Below are 26161 nucleotides of genomic sequence, written 5' to 3' on the forward strand. Positions count from 1 at the left end.
GCGTGTGAATGCGACGCGAGCACCATTCGGGTCAGGCTTTGCGCGTTTGCTGCGGTGCGGGAAAGATCTTTGCTAATTTGCGGAGGTTCTGGGCGGTGGCGGCGAGGAGGAATTCGTCACTGGCACCACATGGTCCGCGCAATCGGAGGCGGCCAAGACCAAGAATGCGTTTGAGATGAGCGAAGAGCATCTCGACCTTCTTCCTGAGTTTCATCGAGAGGTTGTATTGCTTGGTCTTGGCGATGTCGCGTGCGACCTGACGGGCGTCTTCGTGCTCCTCACGGGTGATCTTCCGCGCATCGGCGTTCGGAGAGTATTTTGGCTTTGGATGGGTAAATCTGACAGACGTCTTTCAAGGCGCGATAACGCGCCGTGCCCTTGCCAGTCGGTCCTCCGTTCGGGTCTGAGTAGTTACGGCGGAACTGCTTCAGGGCGTGACCTTCGGGACAGACATATTGATCGTTTTCGGCGTCCCATTCGAAGTCGGCGCGGGTCCATATTCCATCGTTGCGACCGGACTTGTCGAAGACCGGGATGTGCGGTGCGATCTTGCGATCGACCAACCAACCCAGGAGCGGCCCGGTGCCATAGGCGGTGTCTGCGATCAGGCGTTCGGGATGCAGATCGAACTTGTCCTCTATCCGGTCCAGCATGGTCTTGATTGATCCGACCTCAGCTTGTCGGATGGACCGCGTGGCCTCGACATCAACGATGACGCCATGGTCGGTGTCGATCAGATAATTGTCAGAATAGCTGAAGAAAGCAGGCCCTTTACGTGCTGCCGTCCATTGGCTCGAAGGGTCAGAATGCGAGGTGAACTTGGGCTGCACCTCGCTCGCAGCTCCGAAAGCCGCCTCATCCAGAGTGTTGAGATACTCGCTGACCGCACGAGGCGCATCGCCGATATGGTGTGCTTGACAAGTAATCCTCAAAATAAGCGGCGAACCCGATTAAGGTCCGCCGCTGTTGCCTGTGGTGAATGCCTCTTCGGAGGTATTGTTGTTTAGAATTCGCTCACGTCGACCAGATACATCTGACGATGGCCTTCGTGAACCGAGTCGATGCAGACCGTTTTGTTGTTCCGGCTCCAGCGTGGATGAAGGTCGCATCTGTTGTGCTTGCCAAGATCGGGCGGGGTATAAAAGCTTCCAAGATCGTGGCGATGGCCGGTTTCGGTGCCGTAAAGGAACAGAATCCGCTCGTTGGTAGAAGCGTCGGGGTATGTGTCGCTCAGGATCCAGCGGCCATCGAGCGAGTAGGTCATGTGGCCATTCTCGTCCAGAACCTCTGGGCCGATCACATCCACCTTGCCAGTGACATCGTTATAGAGGTGGTAGTGAATTTTGCCGTCATGCGGCCCCCAGACAATGATCTCTTCGTCGGATTTCCACATGGGGTGCGAAATCTGGTACTCGGATTTTTCGTAGTCGAAGGTGCCCACGGCATTGGGATCAAAGTCGTCAGCAAGTTGGGGCAGGGGATGGTCGGTGCATTCAAGCAGGCGCAAATCTGTGCCATCACCGTTCATGGTGAACAGCCGATGCAAGAAACAGGTCTCGTCCTCAACACGCTCGGTCCAGCGATGGATGAACAGGAAACGCGTGCCTGACGGGTTGACCTCCATATGTGTGACCCAGTGGATCGCTTTGTCCATCGAGGGCAGCGGCTGGAAGTTCTTCAAGTCTTCCAAACTCAGGACGAGGCGAGCGTCACCGCTGTCGATATCCATGCGGTAAACGCCGTCATCCGCTGGGGCGAGCGCGAGCTCGGGTTCGTCTCCGGTGGCCGGGTAACCGATGGTTCGGTGGGTCACCATAAAGCGTGAGTAGTTCACGGTCAGGGCAAACTCGCCATTTGGGTCCATGACGTAAATGGGCAGGGGCAGTTCGCGGCTTTGCCCTGTGTCGACGTCCACAAGGGTGGAGCGAAAGTCGGGGAAGACGTGCTCGGGGCCTGATGGGCCCTGGGCACGGGTGTTGAATATCACCTCGTTGCGCCCGCCGCGCCACTGTGCCTGACAGCCCATCTGCCAGTTCCAGGTCGTGGTTTCGCCGAGTTTGTGAAACGCGTCGCCATGTTCGAGATCAAAGAACCCAACCTCGGCTGCAACGGTGCCGTCCAGGTCGCCGGTAAACATCGGAACACGATTGCCCAGCAGCCGGCGATCGTCAGGACTGAAGTTCGACTTGTTGTAATATCCAAAGAAACTGTGCAGGGACCGGTCGCCCACGCTGCGAATAGGTGCGGTCCGGGTCGAGATCAGGTCTAGGGTCATGTTTGGCACTCAGTCGGTTAATTGGTTAAGGAAGCCCGCAAGACGGTTCATCGCCTCGCGAATGGTGTCATCAGATGTCGCAAAGGACAGGCGGACAAATCCGGGCTGGAGAAATGCAGTTCCCGGTACAATGGCCAGCCCGTGGTCAAGAAGCGCGTCACAAAAGGACAGATCATCCGTAATTCGGGTGGAACCCGATAACTTGCCAATTGCAGCGCGGATATCTGCAAAAATATAGAACGCACCCTCTGGCGGAATGTAACGGATGTAGGGCATTTCATCCATCAGGCCCGCAATCAGGGTCTTTCGTTCCTGATATTTGGCGGCCATGTCCGAAACTGCTTGTTGTCCATTCCTGATGGCGCCCAATGCAGCCCATTGTGCGATGGAACTTGGTCCCGAGGTCACATGGCCTTGCAGCATCGTCATCCGCTTGATCAGCGTCCGCGGTCCGATTGCAAATCCAATGCGCCATCCTGTCATAGCGTATGTTTTGCTGACCGCGTTGATGGTCAAAACATGGTCGCGCGCGTCCGGACAGATTTCGACTGGATTGCGATAGCGAACGCCGTCAAACAAGATGCGTTCGTAAACCTCATCATTCACCAGCGTCAGGTTATGTTCCACAGCAAGACGGCAAAGACCATCGATGCTGTCGTCAGAAAAAACGCGGCCAGAGGGGTTGTTCGGCGAGTTCAGAACAATCGCGCGGGTTCTTGGAGTGATCGCTGCCCGAATGTCGGCGAGGTCGAAGTTCAGCGTCTCGGGGTCTGTTTCCAGCACAACGGGGACACCATCAAAGAACCGGATTTGCTCGATATAGCTCACCCACGCGGGCGCGGTCAGAATCACCTCGTCGCCGGGGTTGAGAAGGGCCGCGAAGGCTTCGAACAAGAGCGGTTTGGCCCCGGCCCCGACCATGATCTCAGCAGTGTCATAGGTCAGGCCGAATGTGTCGTCATAGTATTCTGCAATCGCCTCACGAAGTTCCGGGATGCCCGCTGTCGGCGTATAGAAGGTCCGCCCCTCAGCCAACGCCTTCGTCGCGGCGTCCATTGCTGCATTGGGAGATACGAAATTCGGCTCACCTGTTGAGAGGGAGATAATATCCTTGCCGCTGGCCTTTAGCGCACCGGCGCGTTCAGACATCGCCCGCGTGGCAGAGGGTTGCAAGCGCATCAATCTGTCAGAGATCTGGGTCATTGCGGTTCCTCAGATAGCGCCGGTCTTACGCCAAATCGCGTAAACGTCGTCTAGCGATTTGGGCATTTCGCCTGCAAGCAGATCAGAAGACCCCGAAGCTGCCGATTTATTCAGTCGAGCCAGAGCGCCTTCCGACACGAATGGATCGATGCCGGTTTCATGCATGATGGCGATTGCGTCTTCGATTTCGTGCGCGCGGCGCGCAGCGTGAATCAAATCGCCTGCCAGATAGCGCTCGGCGGATTGGCGGAAAGTTACCTTGTCCATCGTCTCACTAAGGCTGTTCATAACGATGTCCTCGACGCCATTCTTGCGGGCGAACTGGAACGTCTCAACAAGCAGCGCCTCGAACCCTTTGGTGAAGATCGAACGGCTCAGCTTGATGCGGCTTGCTACGCCAGCTAGTCCGTCAACAACCTCAATTGACATCCCGAATGGGGTTGCTGCGTCGTGCCACGCCTGTGCGGAGCCGCCCGAAGCCGCTATAGGAACTTTGTGCCCATAGACGGGAAGTGGGCCAAGCATAGGGCTATCGACATAACCAATGTCTTTGGCGGCGCAGCTTTCCGCAATTGTGACTTTCAGATTTGGCGAGGACGAACAGACATCAACAAGGATCTGCCCCGGATTTAGATGCGGGATGATCGCATTTGCCGCGCCCTCGGCGAATGTGGCAGGAACGACCAACACAATTATGTCGGCGCTTCGTGCAAGGTCCTCTGGCGATGAAACGCCAGTTACTCCAGCCTCATCGAGCCGCCGCAGGTATGTCTGCCTCGGCGCAGCGTCAGCGTCCAATGTAACCGCGTGGTCATAGGCTGTCTGACCGGCAAGCCCTTCGCCGGTCAGACCCGAGGCCATGTGAAATGCGGCCTCTCCAAATCCCATATATCCAAGTTTCACGGCCTCACCCCTCCGAGTCTTTTTTGCTGCGCATCGTGCTCAGCATCGGAGCGACGATGATCGCGATTGTCATCAACAGAAGGGCGAGCGAAATCGGCCGTTCTATCAACATCGACAGGTTGCCACCGCCAAGTTCCAGCGTTCGCAACAGGTTCTCTTCGATGATGCCACCCAGAACCACACCAATGACGGCAGGGATGACCGGGAACCCGAACTTTGTCATCAGGTAGCCGACAAGACCCGCCAGGATCATGACCCCCACATCAAGCCAGTTGAAGTGGATCGAGAATATGCCGACCACCGACAGAAGGATGACGGCTGGAATGATGATGTGCTTGTTGATTGTTGTCAGCTTGCCCAGAATCCGCACAGAGGCCAGCCCGAGAATGGTGATCACGATCTCGGAATAGAGCAGCCCGAGGAACAGTGCGATCGTCAAGGCGTATCCCTCGCCTTCAAACATACCCGTGCCGGGACGCAGGCCGTGGAGCAGCATCGCCGCCAGAACAATCGCCGTTGTCGCGCTACCTGGAATGCCGAACATGAAAGTTGGGATCAAGGCGCCGTCGATACTGGCGTTGTTGGCAGATTCGGTTGCGACCAGTCCACGAGGATTACCCTGGCCGAACGGGACTTCGTCTTTCTTTCCCGAACGTACCGCTTCTCCGTAAGAAACGAAGGTTGCGACCGTACCACCGGTTCCGGGGATGGCCCCGATCACGAAGCCGAGCACAGAGCTTTTGATCATGGTCGGCCAGTGGCGGAACGTGGTCTTGATGCCTTCCCACCGGCTGCCGCCGAGAGTGTCGAGCATGGAGACCTGTCCGGTTTTCTGGGCGTAAAGCGTCGCCATGGTTGCAACGCCGAAGAGACCAAGCAGGACCGGCAGGAACGAGATGCCATCATAGAGTTCGAGCGAGTTGAAGGTGTAGCGCACGTCCGCCGAGCCCCCGGGGGCGATCCCGACCACGGTGATGGCCAACCCGAACAGTCCCGACAACAGTGCCTTGTAGAATGCCCCTTTCGAGACGAGCGACACCAGGACTATCCCGAACACCCCAAGCAGGAAATACTCCGGCGTGCCGAACAGCAGCAGGAACGGCAGCATGAAGATCGACCCGAAGATTGCGATCATGTCGCCGATCAGACCGCCCATTGCAGAAGCTGTGGATGAAACCGTCAACGCTGTGACAGCGTTACCTTCCTTGGCCATCGGATAGCCTTCCAGCGTGCTTGCCGCCGCTGAACCGTCTCCGGGCGTGTTCAGAAGGATTGAAGGGATCGAACCGCCATACATTGCGCCGTCATATAGCGCGATGATCAAAAGCAAGGCGGACAGCGGTTCCATATAGACGGTAAAGGGCAGGGCGAGCGCGCACCCAAGCGCCGGACCGATGCCCGGAATGGCCCCGACGACAATCCCGATGACCGTTCCCAGTATGATCCAAAAGATACTTTCAAACGTCGTTACGAGCGCCAGCGCCGCAAACAACGCATCCCATAGGTCAGCAAACACGAGGAGTTCTCCTAATTCAACGGAGCGACAGGAACGCGCCGTCGGCGTAGTGATGCCCGAAGGCACTGTCGAAGGTGAAGATCATGCCAAAGGCAATCACTGCAAGAATACCGGCGACGATCGGAATGCCTCCGATTTCGGCGCGCGATTGATAGATGTACGCGGCGATGGCCAAAACAGCAGCCAGATAAAAGCCGACCATCCAGGCGGCGATTTAAAAGCCCGCTGTAAAGGCGAAAATAAAGTATACGCCCTTTTCGGACGGTTCCGAGTTTTCGCCCTCGGTGGGTGTGCCTTCAGGTTTCTTCCCAATGGCGAACCTGTCGCTGCTGGAAATGGCGCGCTGCAATCCTTCGGGCAGGGCACCTTGGAAAATGTAAAGTGCGAGCAGCACCAGGGCGGGCACCGACAGCATGATCGGGAACAGCGCCGAGTCCGGATTGAACTGCCACGCCCCGATAAAGATGCCGCCAAAGAACACCACCAGCGCCAAACACAGCGCGAGTTCTTCAAGCGAGAAGTCTCGTCCGACGAGTTTCATCCCATAGCCTCCATTAGGGATGTTGGCGCCACTTGAACAAGCGGCGCCAACCTTGGTCTTAGCCTGCGACCGATTTCAGGTCGATTTCCTCGGCGACGGCGATAGAATCCGCGATGGCCTTTTCGGCTTCGGCTCCGTCACCGCGCGCGGGCGCAAGGCTGAGAGACTGATACTGCGCCTGCATGAAGGTGTTGTCCTGCGCGGCGATGACCGCGTCTTCCAGGATCTTGCGGCGCGCTTCGTCGATGCCCGGAGGAGCGTAGACCGATCGGCGCAACATGCACACTTCCAAAGGATCCAAGCCCGCTTCGTTCATGGTCGGCACATCCGGGAAAGAAGCCAGACGCTCAGTCTGACCGATGATGGCTATGGGTTTGAGGCGACCGTCGTTGACGCTGTCTTGCGCCGACGAAGCGGTAACGATCCCAACTTCCACTTCCCGACGCAGGATAGCGGCGATGATGTCGCCCGTACCCTTGTAGGAAACGTATTGGGACCAGTTGATGTTCGAGCGACGCTGCATGAGCATGGCTGCAATATGCCAGATCGTGCCTTTCTGCTGCGATGCCATGATCTGCTTGGTGCCCGAGTTGTACGCCTCGATCATGCCTTCAAAGCTGTCGATGCCTGAATCCGGGTGCGCCACGATGATGCCCGGCTCGCGGACATAGACCGAAACACCTTTGAATTGGGTGATGTCAAACGGCGGCTGGTTCAAATACCAGGCCCAAGGGGTAGACGGTGGGTTGAATGCGGTAAGCGTGTAGCCATCGGGGTCAGCGTTGAACCCTTCACCTGTGCCACGCAGCGAGCCTGCACCTGGAACGTTGCGCACGTTCACTGGCACACGCAGACCTTTCTTGCTGGAGAGTGCGATGCCCATGGCGCGCATCCAGATATCGGTACCGCCGCCGACGCCAAAGGGAACAACGATGTCGATCGGGTTGTCGGGAAACTTGTCCTGCGCCCAGAGCGGGCCTGCAGACATACCTGCACCGGCCGCGGCCGTGCCGGCTGCCAGCTGCATAAACTTCCGTCTGTTGAGATTGTCGATAGCCATGAGCACCTCCCTGATTGGTCATGTCTGGGAATAAAATAAGATCTGGAATGTATACAATATCAAACACTTTAATATTAAGAGCACCAAAATGCATGGCAGTGAAACCGAGTACGAGCCGGTTAATTCCTGCGTCTTGATGTGGATGAATTGGTAGATTCTTGAATATTAACGACAAAAAACTTCAGGCATCGGCTGAGGTTTAATCCGCGGATTTTCCTCGCGCTCGCAAAATCGTGATCAATGCCGTCAGGGCAATAAGGCTGGAAAACCGGACATTCCTATGCCGGTGAACAAGCTCTGCGCGAGAAGTATCTCTGATTCTATGTGCTGTCGCGGTGCACGAAAACCGGCTCAAACGCGCTCAGAAAGCAAAGATCTTCAAGTGTATTTTGTATGAATTCTTGATGTGGTCGTTTGCAGCCTGCTCTGCCGCTTCCGGGTCACGGGCGCGAATGGCTTCGATGATGCGTTTATGCTCTTGGTATAGCTGTTGTGGCCGGTCGTCCGGGATATGGCGCGCACCTCTGAGAAGTGCCATTGCATCCGAGATCGCTTCGATGGACTTCAAAAGAAACCTGTTCTGCGCGGCGTGGTAGATGGCGTAGTGCAGCTCCCAGTTAATCTGGTTTAGCAGGCGTTTGTCGTCGAACGCGTCTTTGCTGCGTTCCAGAATTTCTTCCATCATTTCAATCTCTGCGTCGGATGCATGACGCGCGGCAAACCCGGCGGCTATGCCTTCCAGCCTGCTGCGAACCGCGTAGAGTTCGGACACTTCCTGGCGATTCAACTCTGAGACCACGGCCCCACGTTGCGGTTCGATTGTCACGCGGCCTTCCGATTGCAATCGCCGGATCGCCTCGCGCACCGGCGTGCGGCTGACGTTGAGCGTCTTGGCGATTGTGGCTTCTTTGATGCGTTCGCCCGGATGGAAGTTTCCGTCGCGAATGGATGCCAGAAGATGCTTGTACACCACGTCGGACAACGAAGGCGCGGTGGAGAATGAGTCTACATCTGTCATGTTTGGTCCCTTCCATTACAGGGTTTGCGCCTGTCCGAACTATCCGCCGACGCACTCAAGTCTTTGGTCTTATATAGAAATTAGACAAGTTGAGATATTTGATTCTTAAAATGAACTAAAATGAATTATATTATCGGCAAATTGCATAATTGTGTGGTCTATGGGCATTTCCCGCACTGCATGGGAGGAGGTGGTCGAATGAGCATGAGCAAGTTCCTACGTTACACGGCTGATAAGACCTCAACTTAATCTGGGGCACAGGGCTACTGTTTGTCACCGAGAACCGACCCACCCTCAGTCATGCGTTTTTTGATTGGGACGCGGTCCATGTTTTGGTCTCTTGACCTGTGTCCTTTGCCGCCTCGAAGCTGGCACTGAGGCGGCCGCGGTCGATTCCGGTTTCGGGGATATGGCAACGTAACGCAAGTATACCCAGAAGAATTTGCGCCCCAAACAGTTGTGGCCATCATAAGAAGCTGAGGTTGGTTACGATGATCTCACTGGTTCGCTCATGGAGCTTGCAGAGTCGGTGGAATAGTGCCGGTCGATCCCAGTCTCTTGCACCCATCGCAGTATGGCCATGCTGGTGAATTCAGTGCCGTAGTCCGAAACGATTGTTCCAGGCATCCCGCGCTCGGAAATGAGCCGTTCCAGTTCCCGTGTGACCCGCAAGCCTGACAGCGACGTGTCGGCCACCAGCGCAAGGTTCTCGCGGGTGAAGTCGTCCACCACGGCCAGGATGCGAAAGCGGCGACCGTCCGTTAGAGCGTCAGATACGAAGTCCAAGCTCCATCGCTGGTCCGGACCATCCGGAACGACCATTGGCCTTCGTGTCCCCAAGGCACGCTTCCGGCCGCCTCTACGGCGCACTTGCAGCTTCTCTTCGCGGTAGATCCGCCGAAACTTCTTGTGGTTCGCTTGCCAGCCCTGCCGTTCGACCATCACATGAAGCCTCCGATAGCCGAAGCGGCGACGTTCCTTGGCGACCGCCGTCATGGCATCGCGCAGGTCCGTGTCATCCGACCGGCGCGATTGATAGCGCACCGTCGACCGATCCACATTCCGCGCAGAACACGCCCGACGCTGGCTCACCTGATGAACGTCCATCAGATGAACCACCGCCTTCCGCTTGGCATGCTCGACCAGTGTCCTCGGACCAATGGCAGACAAAGGTCTCGCCGTCACCACTTTTTTGAGTTCACATCCCGCAGCATTGCGTTGTCCAGCATCTGTTTGGCCAACAGCTTCTTCAGCTTGGCGTTCTCGGCTTCCAACGCCCGGAGCTTCTTCGCATCCGACGGTTCCATACCGCCATATCTGCTTTTGTATTTATAGAAGGTGCCCTGGCTGATCCCATAGCGTCTACACACGTCAGCCGTCTTCTCGCCAGCTTCCTGTTCCTTGATCATCTGAATGATCTGTTCGTCGATGAATCTCGTCTTCATTCGTCCGTCCTTAAGTTGGGCGGACTCTACACAAAACTGGAGGAGTTTTTGGGGCAAAGACACTTCTGGCTGCATCTTCCTCACGTGCCAGTTCTGGATGGTAAATATAGTGGCGGCGCCATTCAAAGCGCCGAAGGTGGCTGGCCATTACACTGAATCCAAAAAAGAAGCCTTCAACCGAATTGTACAGCAATGCCGTGTCAAATCCTCATGTGAAATTTCCAATTTCCGCTAATTGATATAATGTAAGCGTGACACTGAAGTTTTGTAACCAGTCAGTCTCGGAATCCGGATGTGTAAAATGGGTAGGCTGCCGACAAATAGAAGTGACGAATCTACAGGGCAATTGGAGACCCATTGCCAACGATGTGGCGCGATATGCGGTGCCGAAGCCAGGTATTGCATGAATTGTGGCGCTAGCTTGCGTAACACAGCGCAGCGCAAATTTTCGGGACTATTGATGCAAGACGGTCCCGCAATTGTGGAAGAACAAAAACACATAACTATCCTTTTTTCCGATCTGGTCGAGTCAACCGGCATTCTGGAAAGCCTTGAACCGGAAGAGGCGGTTGATCGACTCAACGACATCATCGCAGTGATGCGCAAAGCAATCGGACACTACGGTGGTTTGGTAAACCACATTGAAGGTGATGGCGTCATGGCACTGTTTGGTGCACCGGTCGCGCAGGAGGATCATGCGCTTTGCGCTTGTAAGGCAGCTTTGGAGCTGCATGCCGAAATGAGATCTGAATTTGGATCGGCGGTGCAGGTTCGTACGGGGCTCTGCTCGGGCAACGCGATCCTTCGTCTTGTTGAGACTGATGTTCTTGGAAACTACGATGCAACCGGACTTTCGGTAGTGCTCGCGAGGAGAATGCAAGAGATCGCGGCAGCAGGCGAGATTCTGACCTGTGGAGATCTACCGGCCCTTGTTGAAAGTGAAGCCTCAATCGTGAGCTTGGGCGACCGCGACATCAAGGGTTTTATTCACCCGGTCGAGGTATGCCAGTTAACCGGTCTCAGGGATGCACCACGCGCGATTGCTAAGGCGAAAGAGCTTGGTGCAACATTTGTGGGCCGCGAGGCAGAGCTTGCCGTGCTGCAAGAGGCAGTCGCAGGAGCGCGCCGCGGCCAGGGCCAGGTCATCACGGTGACCGCCGGTCCGGGCTTCGGAAAATCCAGAATGGTCCGGCATTTTCTGGATACCGCAGACACGGCGGGTTTCCAAACGATTGAAGTCACGGCGGATCGTCAGGATCAGAGGACGACATACCGTCAAATCACGCAGTTTCTCAAGGCCCTCCTGGACCCGGTCGAGGATGGTTCGGCCGGGCTTGGACATATGTTGCGAACTGCCGCTTCTCTTGATCTTGGTCTGGAGTCGATGCAGCCAGCGCTCGCCTCATTGCTAAACCCTGAGGATGACGAAAATTCCTCGTGGCGAGCGCTTGATCCGGTGCAGCAGCGTGGGCAGGTTTTCGAGGCCTTCGAGCGGCTGATCGTAGCGGCTTCCGCTCGGCAACCTTTGATTGCGGTTTTCGAAGACGTGCACTGGATGGACGCTGGTAGTATGGCCGTTCTCGAAAATTTGGTTGCGCACTTGAGGGAAATTAGGGTTGTACTTATCCTTACACTCCGCCCCGAAAGGGCGATTAACTGGCAAAAACATGCAGATCAAATCAACCTGCAGCTATCCCCCCTTGGACGCCGAGACTTTGACACTCTGGCTTTTGCGTTGTTGGGAAAGGACGCCAGTTCTACGCAAGTAACGTCTGAGCTTTATCGCAAGGCGGGCGGCGTCCCTCTTTTTCTTGAAGAATTGATACGCTCGTTGTCACAGCGCGGTGTGCTTGAGGGTACTCATGGCCAGTATCGCCTGACGAGGCTTATCGATGCATCGGTAGTACCGCCAAGAATTCAAAACGTTTTGGCCAGTCGGATCGACGGGTTGTCCACGACAGAGAAATCCGTCTTGCAGGCTGCGGCCGTCTTGGGCGCAGATATTTCCGTTGCGGTGCTGCAGGCAGTGGCTGACGTGTCGCAGACCCAAACGCTTGACGGCATTTTGAAGACACTTGTTGGCGGGCGCTTTCTTCGCCAGCCTGATCGGGCCACGGGGGCCGAATTCTCATTCGAACACGAACTTACCCGCGAAGTCGCATATTTGACTATGTTGCGCAAACAGAGAAAGCAGCTTCACGGCCGCGCATTTGAGGCAATCCTCGCCTTGCGAAAACCCCAGCTCGACGCCCATTTGGATCGGCTAGCCGATCATGCCTACCAAGCCGAAGATTGGGCAAACGCCGGGCGGTTCTATCTTGCTGCTATGGCTCGCTCGGTTCGCCGTTGGGCCAATCAGGACGCAATCGCCACTCTGGAAAGTGGAATAGCAGCCTTGGAGCGCATGCCTCCCTCGAGGGAGAAAGCATGCGCGGAAATAGATTTTCGTTTATTGGCGTGCAGCGCACTGACGCCTCTGGGGCGTCAGACCCGGGCACTGGAACTGCTTGAAGAGGCCCGAAACATCGCTGTCAACTATGGTGAGGATGATCGCCACGCCGCAATCAATTGCCAGCTTGCCGCAGCGAACTGGCGTCTTGGTGCACACACCAAGGGTCTCGAGCACGCGCGGAGTGCAATCGAACTTAGCCGTCGCATATGTAATACTGGCCTTGAGCTCGCCGGGCGCTACAACTTGGGAATGATCGCTTACGAGATCGGCGACTACAACAAGGCCGTCACCGAATTGTGCACCGCCCTTGACCTGCTCACACCAGAGTACGATCAAAAGCACCCGGGCTGGCCATCCATTCCTAGCGTGTCGATCAACGCGTTCTTGGCCAGCGCGTTTCTTGAGATGGGGCAAGTGGATCGCGCTGAGGCTGTAGCAAGTGACGCGACTGCCCGTGCCGACGCAGCCCGTCATCCGTATACCCAGACAATGGCGTATGTAATACGTGCCAGAATCCATGCCGAGCGTGGCGAGCTGAAAGCGGCGCTCTCTGCCATTGAGCTTGTATTTGATCTGTCAAAAAGATTTCAGATCGACAAGATGTATGCTTTCGCCGCTTCAAGATTGATCGAAATACATCTTGCCAGCGGAAAGATTGACTCGGCAATCGATGTCTTCGAACGACCTGAAATCAATGCCGGATTTGACGGCGCGGATTATTTTGGTCGTTCCCATTTGACGCTTGCCAAAGGGCAGGCCCTGTTGGTGGCGAACAGATTGGAGAAAGCGCAAGACGAGCTCGAATCCTGCCTTGCCCTTGTTACATTCCGGGGTGAGTGGCCAAAAGCTGCACTGTGTAACTGGAGTCTCAGCGAATTGCATAGCCGCCGTGGATTGGCCGGTGCCGAACAGGCCCGCTCCTATCGCGAAAATGCTTTGCAAATCGCAAGGCGCATCGGCTTCCATCTGCTTCCCGTCACCGTCAACGCGCAGGTCGCTCCCTAACGCGCAAGGAGCGATGCCGCCTTCTCGGCGATCATCAGGGCTGCGGCGTTGGTATTGGCGCAGATCGCATCCGGGATAACCGAGGCATCCGCAACCATCAGCCCATCAACCCCGTGGACCCGAAGGTCTGCGCCCACAACCGCGCCTGAATCCGTATCCGGCCCCATCCGGCAGGTGCCGGTTGGGTGCCAAAGGCCGCGCGCTTCGAACCGAATAAACGTTTCTCTATCGGCTTTGCTCGACTTCGGTCCGGGCAAGTTCGTGCTGCCACCAGGCAGGATCCCCGCGTGGTTGTCCGACAATTCGCGCGTGAGTTCGATTGCCGCCAACAAGGTTTCAAGGTCGCCGCTGCCAGCGGACAGATAGTTGGGATCGATCTTTGGAAAAATTCGTGGGTCGCTGCTGAGAAGCGACAGCTTCCCTTGGCTATTTGGTCGCGTTAATGCTGGTGCGATAATAAGGAATTTTTCCGGGAACCACGGAGGCCGCGTTATCTGAATCCCGGAATGTGCAAAGTACTGAATATTCGGCCTTCCACCTGGTTTGACCCCGGCGTTGGCATCGAGTTCGGCAAACAGACCTGCTTCAGAAAAGAACATAGGCTGAGGAAGGTCATTCTTGGCTTCGAAGCGGGTTAACAGAATCATATGATCCCGCAAATTGTGCCCGACCGGCAAAGGATGGACCGATGGAAGGCCCACTCCGTCTAAATCCTCAGGAAGACCGATCCCTGATACGAGCATCAGATGCGGTGATCCGATGGTGCCACTGCACAGCACGATCGTTTCGTGCGCTTTGTACACCTGAGAAAATCCGCTTCTTCGGTCGAGGCACTGAACCCCCGAAACCTGAGCACGGCCGCCATTTTTCTTGCTTACATCGAGGAAGAGCGCCTGGGTCAACGGTTTGACGGTCAAATTAGGCCGATCTCTGATGGCTGCCAGATAGCCCGTGGCAGAGCTGGAGCGTCGCTCGCGGCCGTCGATCGCGAATTGGTAATAGCCGCCGACATCCGATAACGACCGCCCGTTTAGATCGGCGTCGTCCGAGGCCTTGAAGCCCACTTTCGCTGCCGACGCAATGAAGTCCGATGCAGCCGACGAGCGGCGCGGGAGATCCCGCACGACAATCGGACCTCCTTTACCACGATGCGCGGCATCGGTTCCGAGATAATCCTCGCTTTTCATGAAATAGGGCAAGACAGCATCGTAGTCCCACCCCGCGTTGTCGGCGCCCCAGGCGTCATAGTCCTGCACGCTTCCTCGGATGTGGATCATTGCGTTCACTGAACTGCAACCTCCGATCATGGTACCACGTGTCAGCATCCGCCACCGATTCAGAGTTTGGTTTCGTTTGATCATCGGGTAATTTGTCGATAGACCGGGGTTGGACCAAAGGCTGTAGACGTTCGTGACGTCAGAGTTACCAGTCAATGCAGGGTTGTCTTCAACCCCATACTCAACAAGCAAAACGCTGACATCCGGATCCTCGGACAACCGAGCCGCCAAGCAGCTGCCAGCGGTGCCAGCGCCTATTACAATATAGTCAAATTCGATCTCGTTCTTGGTCATGGCACTCAACATCGTTACGCATGTGATAGATAATTAAGAGCACGGAGCCCCGGAAGGAAGAAGTAGGCTCCGCCTCTGACGGTTGTGAACGCATCTAAATCCGGTGTCTGGATGTTGGTCGGGCTGCCCTGGATGGTAAATCGATCTCCGCGTGGCTTATGTGAGGCCGCTATTGGGTCGCTTTCGTCATACAGCGTCGAGAAATGCGGATTATTGATCCAGGAATGCTGAATGAGTTCGAACTGATCCGCGATGTCAGCATTACAGCACATAAAGAATATCCCACCGAGTTCTTCCTTGTGTGCGGTACTGACACAGGCCCCAGGGTCATACAGCCGCCCGCGTCGCAATATCCGTCGCCGCTTGGACAGCCGAAGCGCGGTTTCCGGGTCCGGGAGCAAGGAGTCTCTTGGGTTGGACCTCCGGATGTGGGCACCTATTGGGCAGCGAATACCCTCGGGATCCTCTCGGTCATACAGGAAATCGTTTTCCCGCGACCACTCATCGCCAGAAGCAAGCGGATCAGTGTGGGGATGGCGAACGAGCGGAGCACCGCTGGGCCATCTGCCCATGAGTCTGGCAGCGGCAAGTTCTTGCGCGTTCTTAGAGGGCGCTATGGCGGCTACCGACTTGTGGAACGCGTCGATATCCTGTGCGATCTGACGGACCACAAGGTAACTGCCATTTCGCCCCAAATCCCGTCTTCCCGGCGTGGAAGGCAATACTTCAGCCCCATTGGCATTTGTATCGACGCTCGGGCTGGGTGCCCGCAGCCCACGTTCATTGCTATATCCAAGGATGAGTTCCCCAGCCTTGATGATCGAGATTTCGTTTGGGCCGTATCTCCTGCATTCGGCACTTGGTGTTCCTTCGATCAGCGGTTGCGAGATACCATCTACGAATCCGAAATGCTCACGCCGGTCTTCCGGCACGTAGGTCAGCAGCCCAGTCGTACCTTTGGGGCTGATTTCGTCGCCATCAACGGTAACGAACCCCGTTGGAGTACCTATCGCGCGCCCAAGCTTTACTGGATCGAGATGATCCTTTGAACGCGCAAACACCTGGATCAATACATGTGGTTCGAGTGCGCGCCAGCCCCATGCCCATTTGCTTGGCGCGCTTGCGTCAACATCACCAAGCATGTGCCGCCGCCGATCCGTTCCGGTCATCCCTTCCTGAAACTCTGGCGGAAAGGTTTCCAAAGTATCCTCTTCGATCCCCAACGCCCGAAGCCCTGAGAACGTCATGGCAATGCTTACAATATGATCGGGCAGATCGCTCGCATCTACATTATGACTATTGACCTGATGCGCCGAGCGCACGACGCCTCTTGCTAGTAAAGCCCGCAGCCATGACTTGGCTTCGGATCTGTTCTTGACCCGCAAGAGAAGATTCCTGGACTGCTTGTGATGGGCCAATCCGCTCAACAAAAGGCACTGGACGTCTTCCCATTCGACCGTTTGAACCGCCATTGTTAACCCTCAGATATTCCTAAGCAGAGTGCTTGCCGTTTCGGTTCTTTGAGGTTTGAGCAACCCCTCGCGGAAACGGCTGTTGTTATTGATGTTGGTAGTGCTGATACCGGGGTAGGCGCTGTACCACACCAGTGTCTCGATCTGACTTGTGCGAACATAAGCTTTGAAGGGCCGGGCATCCTGCGCCCCACCAAAAAGGATACCCCGTGTTGGAGAAAATCCGATTACCTGTGAACTGGACTCTGGGCGAAGATGTGTATGCGTCCAAATGGAATTAACGCCCCAAACCGCCCCAAGATCAATGAATTCATTAAGATAGCTCTCCCACGAGCCACAATAGCTTACGAGGAAGAGCAGCCGCCGTCCTTCGTTGATCAGCGTCCATTGAGCATGCAGAATGGTTGGAATTCCACCTAACGTACCGCGTGTGAACACGTAGTGAGAAAGCAGATTGATGACAAATAATGTAAATCGCAGGAAGTATTGTCTGAGCACTCCGGGTTTCACGTGGGTCACACTCGCCAAATGGTTTTGGAGCAGATTTACTCCGTGTTCTTCACGTGCGGTTGCCCGAGCCAGCTTTTTCGGACGCAAAAGCAAGCGCTTTGGATGATCATATCGACGGAGATCGGAAGTCTCGCAAAACCTCATCCAGACTATGATCAGAAGAAGGATCAAAAACAGAAGAGCAATCGCAAAAAGGATGTAGATCCCGAACGGGATAACATGCGACAGCAACAGGTTCGCGGATAAAGGCGCGTCGGTCCAGGTTAAGGGCAGGATCAGAAACGCAAGGTGAAGGCCGACGAACGTCATCACCAAAATGCGGAGAACCTTGATAAAATGCAGTTTCAGACTCAACAACACTTTTTCAGCCGGCAACAAGAACTGCGTCTCAAGCGGCAACAATAGCGTTGAACGCAGATAGCCCAGCCAGAAATAGGACGCGACAGCCGCCAGGAGGGCGAGCGCTCCGACGCTAATTGGATAGGCTGTACTATCTCCAACGATCCATTTTCCAAGGTACCTTAGATTGTAGACGTCTTGGGCACCGATACGAAGCACATAGTCGATTATTAACACGATAAGTGAAACCGAGGCTGCGCGAGCGACGAAGCGAGTGACCATAAGCAATATCTCAGGATAGTAGTCCCGGCTTCGCGGATCAGGAAATACGATTTCGACCGTAAATCCTATCCACCGCGCAATGAGCCAGACCGCCAGCGTTGCAATCAGGCCGAGCGGTGCGAAATCTCCCAACTGGATCGAGGCATGGGTCGCCCAAGAAGTCGAAAAGCCGAAGAAGACAAAGAAGAGAAGGCCGTAGAAGAGCAATTTGGCCTGTAGGACAGGTGACTTCATCACACCGCCAGTTGGCCGCGCGGTTCCCATGCGGTCGAGCAGGAAACCAGACGTGCCGAATACAACCGCAGCAATAAGAAGGCCGGTACCGTCGAACGCCCCGTGTATCCAGTCCAGTTGGGTTTTAAACACACCTACGCTGGCTTTGACAACAGACGGCCAATCTTGCGCGCGTTGAATTAGCGTTTCGCTTGACAAAATTCCGAACAAATCAAGTGCCCACTTGAGGATCAGCGCAAGGAACACAACAGCTGCCGCTGCGGCGGCGAAGAGGGCCAACCTGCCATGTTTGACCCGAAAAGCGGTTGCGGGCACCTCTTCCGCCCAACGAAGGTCAGTGTGGATACCGCCTCCGGTGCCTCGACGGACAACATTTGCCAGAATGTCTTCGAGTATCGCCTCATAGCTTGATGGCGCTGCAACCATGGGAGAGCGATAAGTCTTGACGTAGTCGACAGCTGCATCCCGCAGATCTTGCTCGCCAAGAATGCGCGACACTGGTCGCCCAGGCGCACCGGAAAACGAGAGGTTTGCATCCACATGACGGTCGAGAATGTAACGCACGATAATCTCGGCTGCCGCCTCGTTCGGATCCGGGCAACCAATACATGCTCCGAATGTGCGGCCGACACCGTCACTGCAGGCTTGCACCAAAGCTTGCACAAAGCGCATGCGTTCTCCGTCGAATGTAGCTTCGAAACAGAGTGCTGGTGCGCTATCACCTTCTCCGGGGATGATCAGGAAACTTGCCATGTGCAAGTTGGGCATTGCCGAGAAATCAAAGTCCGGGTTGCACTTTGCGCGGATTGAACGCGGGCCCGACATACCGGTCGCACCCCCCTGATAACTGCTCCTCTTTGCGTTTGGTTGCATCCCTGACGCTTCGGTCACGATGCCCGGGTTGTATTCTGAAAGAGCCTTTCGCAGCTCACCCTCACACTCAGCCCGGATCGTTCCAATGAAGCACAGTCGTTGCAGAGACATGGGACGATACTCTAACTGACGCTCTTGGCACCGAACGATACCTTGAGCTCTTTTACTGTTGGCCCTTCGTGACGCAGCCGCGACTCTCGTCTCAAATCCTTGAGCAAGAGAAGTTCCCTGATCATCTCGAAGATTTCGGTTTCGGCGATGTAGCGCCCAAAGCACGCGTGCCGTCCGGTCCCGAAGTGCAGATACTTGGTCGGGCCTCGATCGGCGCGAAACTCCGCCGGGCATTTGACAACAGTAGGATCGAACATCGCCGCCAGAGGCGCTGCAATCACAGTGCTTCCACCCTTAACGCGGCGCCTGTCCTGTTCTTGGGTTCCAATTATGGTGCGCCGGGGGGCAAAGCGAACGAGAAAGGGAAAAGTGGGGCGAAATCGCAGTGCCTCGTTGATATAGCCGGATAGCGCGTTCCTTAATTGAATCACCTCGGTATCCATATCCTGTGCGCTGCGATTGGGAACCTTTTGCATGCGTGCCGAAAGTGCCCGTGCGGTTTCTTGTGCAAGAGCGAATTCGCGCGGGCGGGCGAGCAATTGATCAAACGCGTGGGTCGTTGCGCGTGCAACAGTTGCGACACCAGCAGACAACAATCCCAAAATAGACCGGCGGGCACATTCCTCTCCAGCGCGTGATGTCGCTAGCGAACCCTGCGCCAGCCGACTTATGAAGTCGTTGCTCGTTCCGCCCTGTACCGAACCTTTCAGGTTAACCACGCTGAAAATCCGCTTGATTTCGACCTCAACCTGTTCCGATATTGTTGTTGCCGAGCGAAATAGCCCGTCCGCCTGTACCGATCCTTTGGGCGGAAGATCCAGGATCGCTGTAGAGATGTTCCGCAGCTCACCACGCGCTTTCGCATCAGTTGGAATTTTTAGCCCCAGATAGCGAGTGAGAACCTCAATCGCCACGATTTCGGAAAATCCTCGCGCGATGTCGAGATGTGCCCGACCATGTACTGCGCCATTTGCGGCATCATTGATCAGACGCTGCGCAGAAATGACGGCATAGTCGCGGATCATCCGTTGGTCGACACTCTGATTACGTGCGTTTTCAAGGGCGATGCGTTCTGACGAATGTTGTTCTCGCCAGTCAATGCCCAAAATGAAGGGACCGCACACCATACGCGGGTTCATGAAATTTCCGACCAGCAGGTCCTCGTCTCGGTGCAACAGATCTTGAACATCACGGTTTCGAACCGCAACGAATGTCGTACCAAAGCAAAAAATAGGCCGAATTCGTCGCGCAATGGCGAAAACAGCTCGCGCCGCCCAGGGATTGTTAAGCAGGTACGCTGAAATCGAATGTTTAAGGCCTGCAGTAACCGACTTTGTTCTTGCAGTGAGTTTGGTCAACACTGATGGCGACCCGAAATTGGGTTCGCGGCTCTTGTTTTGATTAGTGAAATTATTCGATGGCATTTATTATACTCTTTGATTAAGAAGTTTGTACCGTCGGTATCTCCTGCGTATTGGTGCGAGCTTCTTACCTATTTAATTGCGTACGAAAGATTGTAATACGGTAATGATTCAAGCTTTCTGAACCTTGGGATCCCAGTTCAATTCCCCTGATATTAGCTGGAGTATTTTCGAATGGGATTGCTTTGCGGATTACCCGAACATCGCACAAGCTCTGAATGAGGAAACCGGGCGCTGTTCACTGCGACAGCCTTCGGTTGTTGTCCGTTTCGTCTCTTTCAGGCCAAGATACCCCCAAACGGCGCATGCTGAAAAAGAAGTACTCAATCACCTCTCAAGGCGTACTGCACAGTGGATGTTTGTCAGTCCGTTTCTCAACCGAATTCACATCCATCTGAGTCAGCGGTTCTTCAATAGTTTCATATCTCAGAATGCTGACTAAATGACCAACGTGGAACATGGCAGGTCATCTATTTTGTGCATATCGCCGAAGATTCCATTGACGATATCTGTCAGCAGAATGGATCATTCCCGAGATCTGAAGTCGTAGTCACAGAGAGATTTCTGATTTCCGATTGAGGTTGTTTTCAATAAAATTCTCCCCCCTTCCCAATTTTATGCCTTTGATCATCAAGAGATTAAATATTCTTCGAATGGGTTCCTGATCAAATTCCTAGCCAAGTGATTAGGTGCCTCCGCCAAGTTCAAGCGCACTTACCTAATATTAATATACTATACGAACTTTTTATAATTTCAAAGTTCACTGCAATTTTGCTTTGGCGCGGGCACAAATCGGTACAATTCCGATAAGACCCTTGCCCTGATGTTGATGAATAGCTGCCGGTCGTTCTGGGTCAGAATTGCTTGACGTCTGGGTCAGAAATGAATGACGTGATTGACCGATTTGTTGAGGTTTTGACCGTCGGTTGAGCCAAAAATGTGTGTCGTTCCACAGCAGCATCAAGCACTTTGGGCTTGCTGCCGACCTTGGATGCAAAGCGGCATTGTTTTATCAAGCGAACCAGGTGTTTCCTCAAGCTGCCGATAGACTGGTAAATCACCAAACAGACCAACAAGTTCACCTTTGTAGCAGCCTATTTAGCTCATTTGTCTGTCCGATGTGTCTGATCGATGGATTTGCTATCCAAGCCCCAGAGCCTGCCCGTTTTCATCAAAAAAGTGTATCTTGTCGGTCGGGAAACGCAGACCAATCGTCGCCCCCGGCTTAAGGTCCGTATCACCGTTAAGTCGGACAGTTACCTTTTCTTCCGCACCGCAATCAACAATCAGGAAAGTGTCTGCGCCCAGGTATTCGATTACCTCGATGACCCCATCACTCTGACCCTCGCCCGCGGCAACCACCTCGATGTGCTCAGGACGAACACCCAGCTTCACGGCAACACCTGGCAGAGCAAATTCACCGCTTCTGCCGTATTCCAGAGCATATCTGTCCCCTTCGGTGGAACACGGAAGTACATTCATCTTCGGGCTGCCGATGAACTGCGCGACAAACAGGTTGGCTGGATGTTCATACAGCTCTCGAGGTGTCCCGACCTGAGCGATTTTGCCGTACTCGAGAACAACAATGCGATCGGCGAGTGTCATTGCCTCAACCTGATCGTGCGTCACATAGATCATTGTGCGCTTCAGGTTTTGGTGGAGTTTCGCGATTTCGTACCGCATTTCGACCCGAAGCGCTGCGTCGAGGTTTGAGAGCGGCTCGTCGAACAGAAACGCCGTTGGATCTCGCACGATTGAGCGGCCAATGGCGACGCGCTGACGCTGACCACCGGACAGATCCTTGGGCCGGCGTTCGAGGAACGGCCCCAGCTTGAGAACTTCGGCGGCCCGGTTGACCTGTTCGGCTATCTCGGCCTTAGGTACCCCGGCAACTTTCAGAGAGAACCCCATGTTCTCGGCAACCGTCAGGTGGGGGTACAGCGCATAGGATTGGAACACCATCGTCAGTCCGCGTTTTGAAGGCGGGTGATCCGTGACGTCGCTGTCATTGATCAACAGAGAACCGCGCGAGATGTCTTCAAGCCCGCCGATCATGCGCAGCAGCGTGGATTTTCCGCAACCGGACGGGCCGACGAAAACAATGAATTCACCTTCCGCGATCTTGAGATCCACACCCTTGATGACCTGCGCCGTGCCGAACCATTTTTCGACTGATTTTAGTTCGATGCTACCCATCAGGCCCTCCCTGCCCAGTGAAGCCATACAGCGGCTGTCCAGGTGAATGCCTGGCCACCCGCAGGGCTGCCGATCTTTGGATCGAAGTATTCCGCGAACCCATAGCCCGATATCAAATCGGCGGTTTTCTGGCGCAGGCGCTCTGCCTGTTGTGCATGTCCCATATCCTCCAGACCAAATCCGATCATCATGTTCATGAAGGCCCAGGTCGGACCTCGCCAGTACCGGCGCGCGTCGAACTTTTGCATATCAGGATCATAGCTTGGAACGGGAAAAGGCACCGTTTCCAGTATTGATTTCAACCTCATAAGCATCCGGTCAGACTCGATGCCAGCGTACCAACACAAGTATGACGCGTTGGAAATACTTCCGGCCATCTCTCCGGTATGCGCGTCCCGTGAATCGAAACTCCCTAGGCTATCGTTCCAAAGCGAGCGCGCGCCGATTTCCAGCTTTTCAATATCCTCACTCAGGCCCTCGGCCTCCAGCCCGAGCTTCTCGCTGATCATCAGCAAGTCCCGTGCAGCGCGAAGCGTGGTGAACGTCATAGTGGGATCGGCGACGCGGAACGGGTTCAGGGTTAACAGGGCTTGCTGGTCCCATCCCGCCTCTCTGCCGATCTGAACCAGCTTGATGTACCGGTCGTAGTCGAACTTTGTAGGCCGGTCGTCGCTGTTTACGTGGCTGGTGTCGCGGCGCTGGTATTCTCCAACATCCGATGCATCCATGCGCGCCATCGAGCTGTCCCAATCAGGGGCGTTGTCGCGACCTGCCTCCCACGGATGGGTCGTGCACACGGCACCAAATTCATCAAGGCGCCATTTCATGATCCAGCGATGCCACGCCAGCATTTTAGGGAACAGCTCTTTCATGCGAGCATCCCCAAACGCGGGATCCTGTTCCCAGATTTTGCGTACCATGGTCGCAGCAATGGGGGGTTGGATAATGCCCGAAGACGGGATCGGGCCATTGCACCCCCAAACATCGGGGCCGGGGAAATACCCGTCATCCTGCTGGTGGAACAGGATGTGCGGAACCATGCCGTCTTCCCATTGCCCGGTGAACAGCGTCTCGATCTCAGTCCAAGCGCGGCCAAGGTCGAATTGGGCAAAGCCAAGTGCCGCAATCGCGCTGTCCCAGTTCCACTGGTATGGGTACAGCCCCTCGGTCGGGATGGTATAGCCGCCGCGATCATTGGCAATCAGGATATTGCGCGCCTCACGGTCCGGGTTCGTATGTTGGTTCATCTCAATCATCCTTTGACAGACCCCGCAGTGAGGCCCTTGGTCATGAAACGTTCAAGCCCCAGGAACAGCGCCATAATCGGAACAGTGGCAATCACCGCACCGGCCATCAGGTGCTGTCGGGGAATTTCCGAGGAGTTCAGCATTGTGACACCTCGGGTCAGTGTGAATTTCGACGGATCGTCCAGCAGCATGAAGGCCAGCAGGAACTCGTTCCACGCAATCATGAAGACATAGAGCGACACCGACGCCAGTGCCGGCAGGCTGAGCGGCAGGGTGATCTTCCAGATCACCGCCAACCGCGACAGGCCATCCATCAGACCGGCTTCTTCCACCTCGGTCGGCAGACCGCGGAAATAGCCTTGCAGCATATAGAGCGCGACCGGGATCGTTGTGACAGGATAGATCATAACGATGCCAAGGATCGAGTTGCGCAACCCCGTCAGCGAGAAGGCAATATAGATCGGCAGCGCTAGAACGATCATCGGCACCATGTAGATCAGCAGGATCGAGCGTGAGAATGCCTTTTGCCCTTTGAACCGGAACCGCGCCACGGCATAGGCTCCGGGGACGCTAAACAGCAGCGTGATGAACACCGTCAGGACCGAGACATAAAGCGAGGTCCACAGATAGGTGCCGAAATTGAAATCGCGGAACAGCTCGGTATAGCTGCGGAACAGGGCCGTGCCCTGGGACAGATCGACCGAGAAATCCAACGGGTTTTGCAACAAGGCCTGCTGCGATTTCAGGCTGGTCATCACCATCACATAGAACGGGATGACCACAATCGCGGTAAAGAAAATATAGCCGAAGCCGGTGCAGAACCGGATCACAGCCTCTTCATATTCGTGGCGGGTCAACTCTGCGAACGGTGTTTCCTTCAGGATTGCCGCCATAGACAGGTGCATGACAACCGCCATCGCGACCACAGTGACCAATACCGCCTGCAGTGATGTGTCCGAGCCGATCAGAACGGGCCCGAACCCGGTCAGGCAGGACAGGCCCAACAGCGCGGAAATCCCCAAACGGGCCGGAGCGCGCTGCGCCGGGAAGCGGACATAGACCAGCCCGGCCACAGCCCCCCAGATCAGGCAGAGCAGGACCTGCGGACGGAACGCTGCACCGGTCGAGAATGACATGGTGATGGCCACCGATGTGGCGATCACCACAAGCCAGAGCGCGCCCAGAACCGGGGCAGTGACATACCCTTTGCGCATCACAAACCCTCCTCTCGGCTGATGAAGCGGAAGAAGACAAAGCTGAAAGCAATCAGGCACATCAGGATGACCACGGCGACGGCCGCACCCGCGCCGATGTTGGAAATCGCAAAGGCCTGTTCATAGACATTCACGGTCAGCGTACGGGTGCCCGCATTGCCGCCGGTCAGCAGGAAGATGTCGTCGAACTTGTTGAACGTCCAGATAAAGCGCAGCAGGAACAGCACCGACAGGATGCCCAGAAGCTGCGGGATGCTCAGCAGCCAGAATTTCTGGAAGGGCGAGGCCCCGTCCATATCCGCTGCCTCATACATGCTGCTATCGATGGACTGCATCCGCGCCAGAATGAACAGGAAGGACAGCGGGAAATAGCGCCAGATCTCGAATACTGTCACCATGATCAGCGCCAATGGACGTTCGCCGAAGAAATTGATTGGTTCGCTGCTCAGGCCCATTTGCACCAACAAGGCATTGGCCGAGCCCGAAAACGGATCGAACAGGGTCACCCAAGTGAAGGCCACAGCAATGACCGGGGCCACGTATGGGAACAGGTACAGACCCCGTATGATCCCTTGCCCCTTGAAGCTTTTGTTCAGCAACAAAGCCGCAAAAAGCCCCATTACCAATGCCCCGATGGTGCCAAAGACGGTGTAGAACAGCGTCACCCAAAGCACGCCCCAGAACTCATCCCCGTCAAAAACGCGGGCATAGTTTTCAAGGCTGAATTCGAAATTCGTCAGAATGTTCGGCCCGCTTCCGGTGACACCGGGTTCTGAGGCTTCGATCAGATCCTCGAACGCGTCGGGGTCCCCGTCCACGGTCACAGGGATGCGGATACGCTCGCGCTGGCCGCCTTCCAGTGTGCCGAAATCGCAAAACAGGTTTGGCCCATCCAGAATACACGGCGCGGCGACCTCTCCGGGGGTGACGCCATCGGGCATAACGTCGGTCAGAGTCACGCCTTCGACGGCGATCTCCTGACTGGAATTGCGCAAGCGGTATTCGATGCGCAGATCATCGCCCGAGCCCCGCAGGCTTTCGCGCACCACGGGCGCGGGCGGGCGCAGATCGGACAGGGTGAACGGCTTGAAACTGATCCAGAAGATCGCCAGCAAAGGCAGGATCACCACAAGCGAGACACTGATAACGGTCGGAGACAGCAACGCCCAGGCCAGACGCGCCTCGCGTTTGGCAAGAGCCCCGGTTCCGGTCGGTGGGGTGGCCGAAGTCATGGGATACCTCGAAGGGTTGAGCGCAGCGGCGCAACCGCCGC

At 55.5% G+C, this 26161-nt stretch carries 17 protein-coding genes and 2 pseudogenes; 1 reads left to right on the forward strand and 18 read right to left on the reverse strand.

The features are described from left to right. Nucleotides 1-31: 31 nt before the first annotated feature. From ACR0FG_RS17375 to ACR0FG_RS17420, 10 genes and pseudogenes are all read right to left on the reverse strand, one after another. Nucleotides 32-896 (reverse strand): annotated as a pseudogene (locus ACR0FG_RS17375) (transposase); the annotation flags it as partial. Between the two features lie 107 nt (nt 897-1003). Then, a complete protein-coding gene (locus tag ACR0FG_RS17380) occupies nt 1004-2275 on the reverse strand; it encodes a hypothetical protein (protein ID WP_480894265.1) in 1272 nt (423 codons plus the stop codon). 9 nt (nt 2276-2284) lie between these two features. Next, on the reverse strand, nt 2285-3478 hold the full coding sequence (locus ACR0FG_RS17385) for a pyridoxal phosphate-dependent aminotransferase (protein ID WP_480894266.1): 1194 nt from the start codon (nt 3476-3478) through the stop codon (nt 2285-2287). A gap of 9 nt (nt 3479-3487) precedes the next feature. Then, nucleotides 3488-4381, reverse strand: coding sequence for a DUF1932 domain-containing protein (locus ACR0FG_RS17390; protein WP_480894268.1), 894 nt, complete (start codon nt 4379-4381; stop codon nt 3488-3490). A gap of 4 nt (nt 4382-4385) precedes the next feature. After that, the gene (locus ACR0FG_RS17395; RefSeq protein ID WP_480894270.1) at nt 4386-5897 is read right to left on the reverse strand and encodes a tripartite tricarboxylate transporter permease; all 1512 of its coding nucleotides are present in this window, start codon (nt 5895-5897) and stop codon (nt 4386-4388) included. 16 nt (nt 5898-5913) lie between these two features. Next, nucleotides 5914-6099 (reverse strand): hypothetical protein, encoded by a 186-nt coding sequence (locus ACR0FG_RS17400; protein WP_480894271.1) that lies wholly within the window; start codon nt 6097-6099, stop codon nt 5914-5916. Between the two features lie 12 nt (nt 6100-6111). Continuing rightward, on the reverse strand, nt 6112-6438 hold the full coding sequence (locus ACR0FG_RS17405; protein WP_480894273.1) for a hypothetical protein: 327 nt from the start codon (nt 6436-6438) through the stop codon (nt 6112-6114). Nucleotides 6439-6496: 58 nt separating this feature from the next. Then, a complete protein-coding gene (locus ACR0FG_RS17410) occupies nt 6497-7498 on the reverse strand; it encodes a Bug family tripartite tricarboxylate transporter substrate binding protein (protein WP_480894275.1) in 1002 nt (333 codons plus the stop codon). A gap of 361 nt (nt 7499-7859) precedes the next feature. Beyond that, nucleotides 7860-8516: a GntR family transcriptional regulator gene (locus ACR0FG_RS17415; RefSeq protein WP_480894277.1), complete on the reverse strand. Its 657-nt coding sequence runs from the start codon at nt 8514-8516 to the stop codon at nt 7860-7862. Between the two features lie 534 nt (nt 8517-9050). Continuing rightward, nucleotides 9051-9961: pseudogene (locus ACR0FG_RS17420) on the reverse strand (IS3 family transposase); the annotation flags it as partial. A 460-nt stretch (nt 9962-10421) separates the two neighbouring features. Here ACR0FG_RS17420 and ACR0FG_RS17425 point away from each other — a divergent pair. Then, nucleotides 10422-13418, forward strand: coding sequence for an ATP-binding protein (locus ACR0FG_RS17425; protein WP_480894279.1), 2997 nt, complete (start codon nt 10422-10424; stop codon nt 13416-13418). Here the strand turns inward: ACR0FG_RS17425 and ACR0FG_RS17430 are convergent. The 8 genes from ACR0FG_RS17430 to ACR0FG_RS17465 all read right to left on the reverse strand — a co-directional run bounded on the left by ACR0FG_RS17430 (nt 13415) and on the right by ACR0FG_RS17465 (nt 26120). Further along, a complete protein-coding gene (locus tag ACR0FG_RS17430) occupies nt 13415-14989 on the reverse strand; it encodes a GMC family oxidoreductase (protein ID WP_480894281.1) in 1575 nt (524 codons plus the stop codon). The two genes, ACR0FG_RS17425 and ACR0FG_RS17430, sit on opposite strands and share 4 nt — an antisense overlap. A gap of 14 nt (nt 14990-15003) precedes the next feature. Continuing rightward, nucleotides 15004-16461, reverse strand: coding sequence for a Dyp-type peroxidase (locus ACR0FG_RS17435; RefSeq protein ID WP_480894282.1), 1458 nt, complete (start codon nt 16459-16461; stop codon nt 15004-15006). Between the two features lie 9 nt (nt 16462-16470). After that, nucleotides 16471-18810 (reverse strand): hypothetical protein, encoded by a 2340-nt coding sequence (locus ACR0FG_RS17440; RefSeq protein WP_480894284.1) that lies wholly within the window; start codon nt 18808-18810, stop codon nt 16471-16473. An 11-nt stretch (nt 18811-18821) separates the two neighbouring features. After that, nucleotides 18822-20234, reverse strand: a complete 1413-nt coding sequence (locus ACR0FG_RS17445; protein ID WP_480894286.1) for a cytochrome P450 — start codon at nt 20232-20234, stop codon at nt 18822-18824. A 1137-nt stretch (nt 20235-21371) separates the two neighbouring features. Next, on the reverse strand, nt 21372-22427 hold the full coding sequence (locus ACR0FG_RS17450) for an ABC transporter ATP-binding protein (RefSeq protein WP_480894288.1): 1056 nt from the start codon (nt 22425-22427) through the stop codon (nt 21372-21374). After that, nucleotides 22427-23674, reverse strand: a complete 1248-nt coding sequence (locus ACR0FG_RS17455; RefSeq protein WP_480894290.1) for an MGH1-like glycoside hydrolase domain-containing protein — start codon at nt 23672-23674, stop codon at nt 22427-22429. The genes ACR0FG_RS17450 and ACR0FG_RS17455 overlap by 1 nt, the downstream gene beginning before the upstream one ends. A gap of 5 nt (nt 23675-23679) precedes the next feature. Further along, nucleotides 23680-24888: a carbohydrate ABC transporter permease gene (locus tag ACR0FG_RS17460; RefSeq protein ID WP_480894292.1), complete on the reverse strand. Its 1209-nt coding sequence runs from the start codon at nt 24886-24888 to the stop codon at nt 23680-23682. Further along, on the reverse strand, nt 24888-26120 hold the full coding sequence (locus ACR0FG_RS17465; protein ID WP_480894294.1) for a carbohydrate ABC transporter permease: 1233 nt from the start codon (nt 26118-26120) through the stop codon (nt 24888-24890). The genes ACR0FG_RS17460 and ACR0FG_RS17465 overlap by 1 nt, the downstream gene beginning before the upstream one ends. Nucleotides 26121-26161 lie beyond the last annotated feature (41 nt).

This window comes from Ruegeria sp. E1 (genome assembly GCF_056534225.1).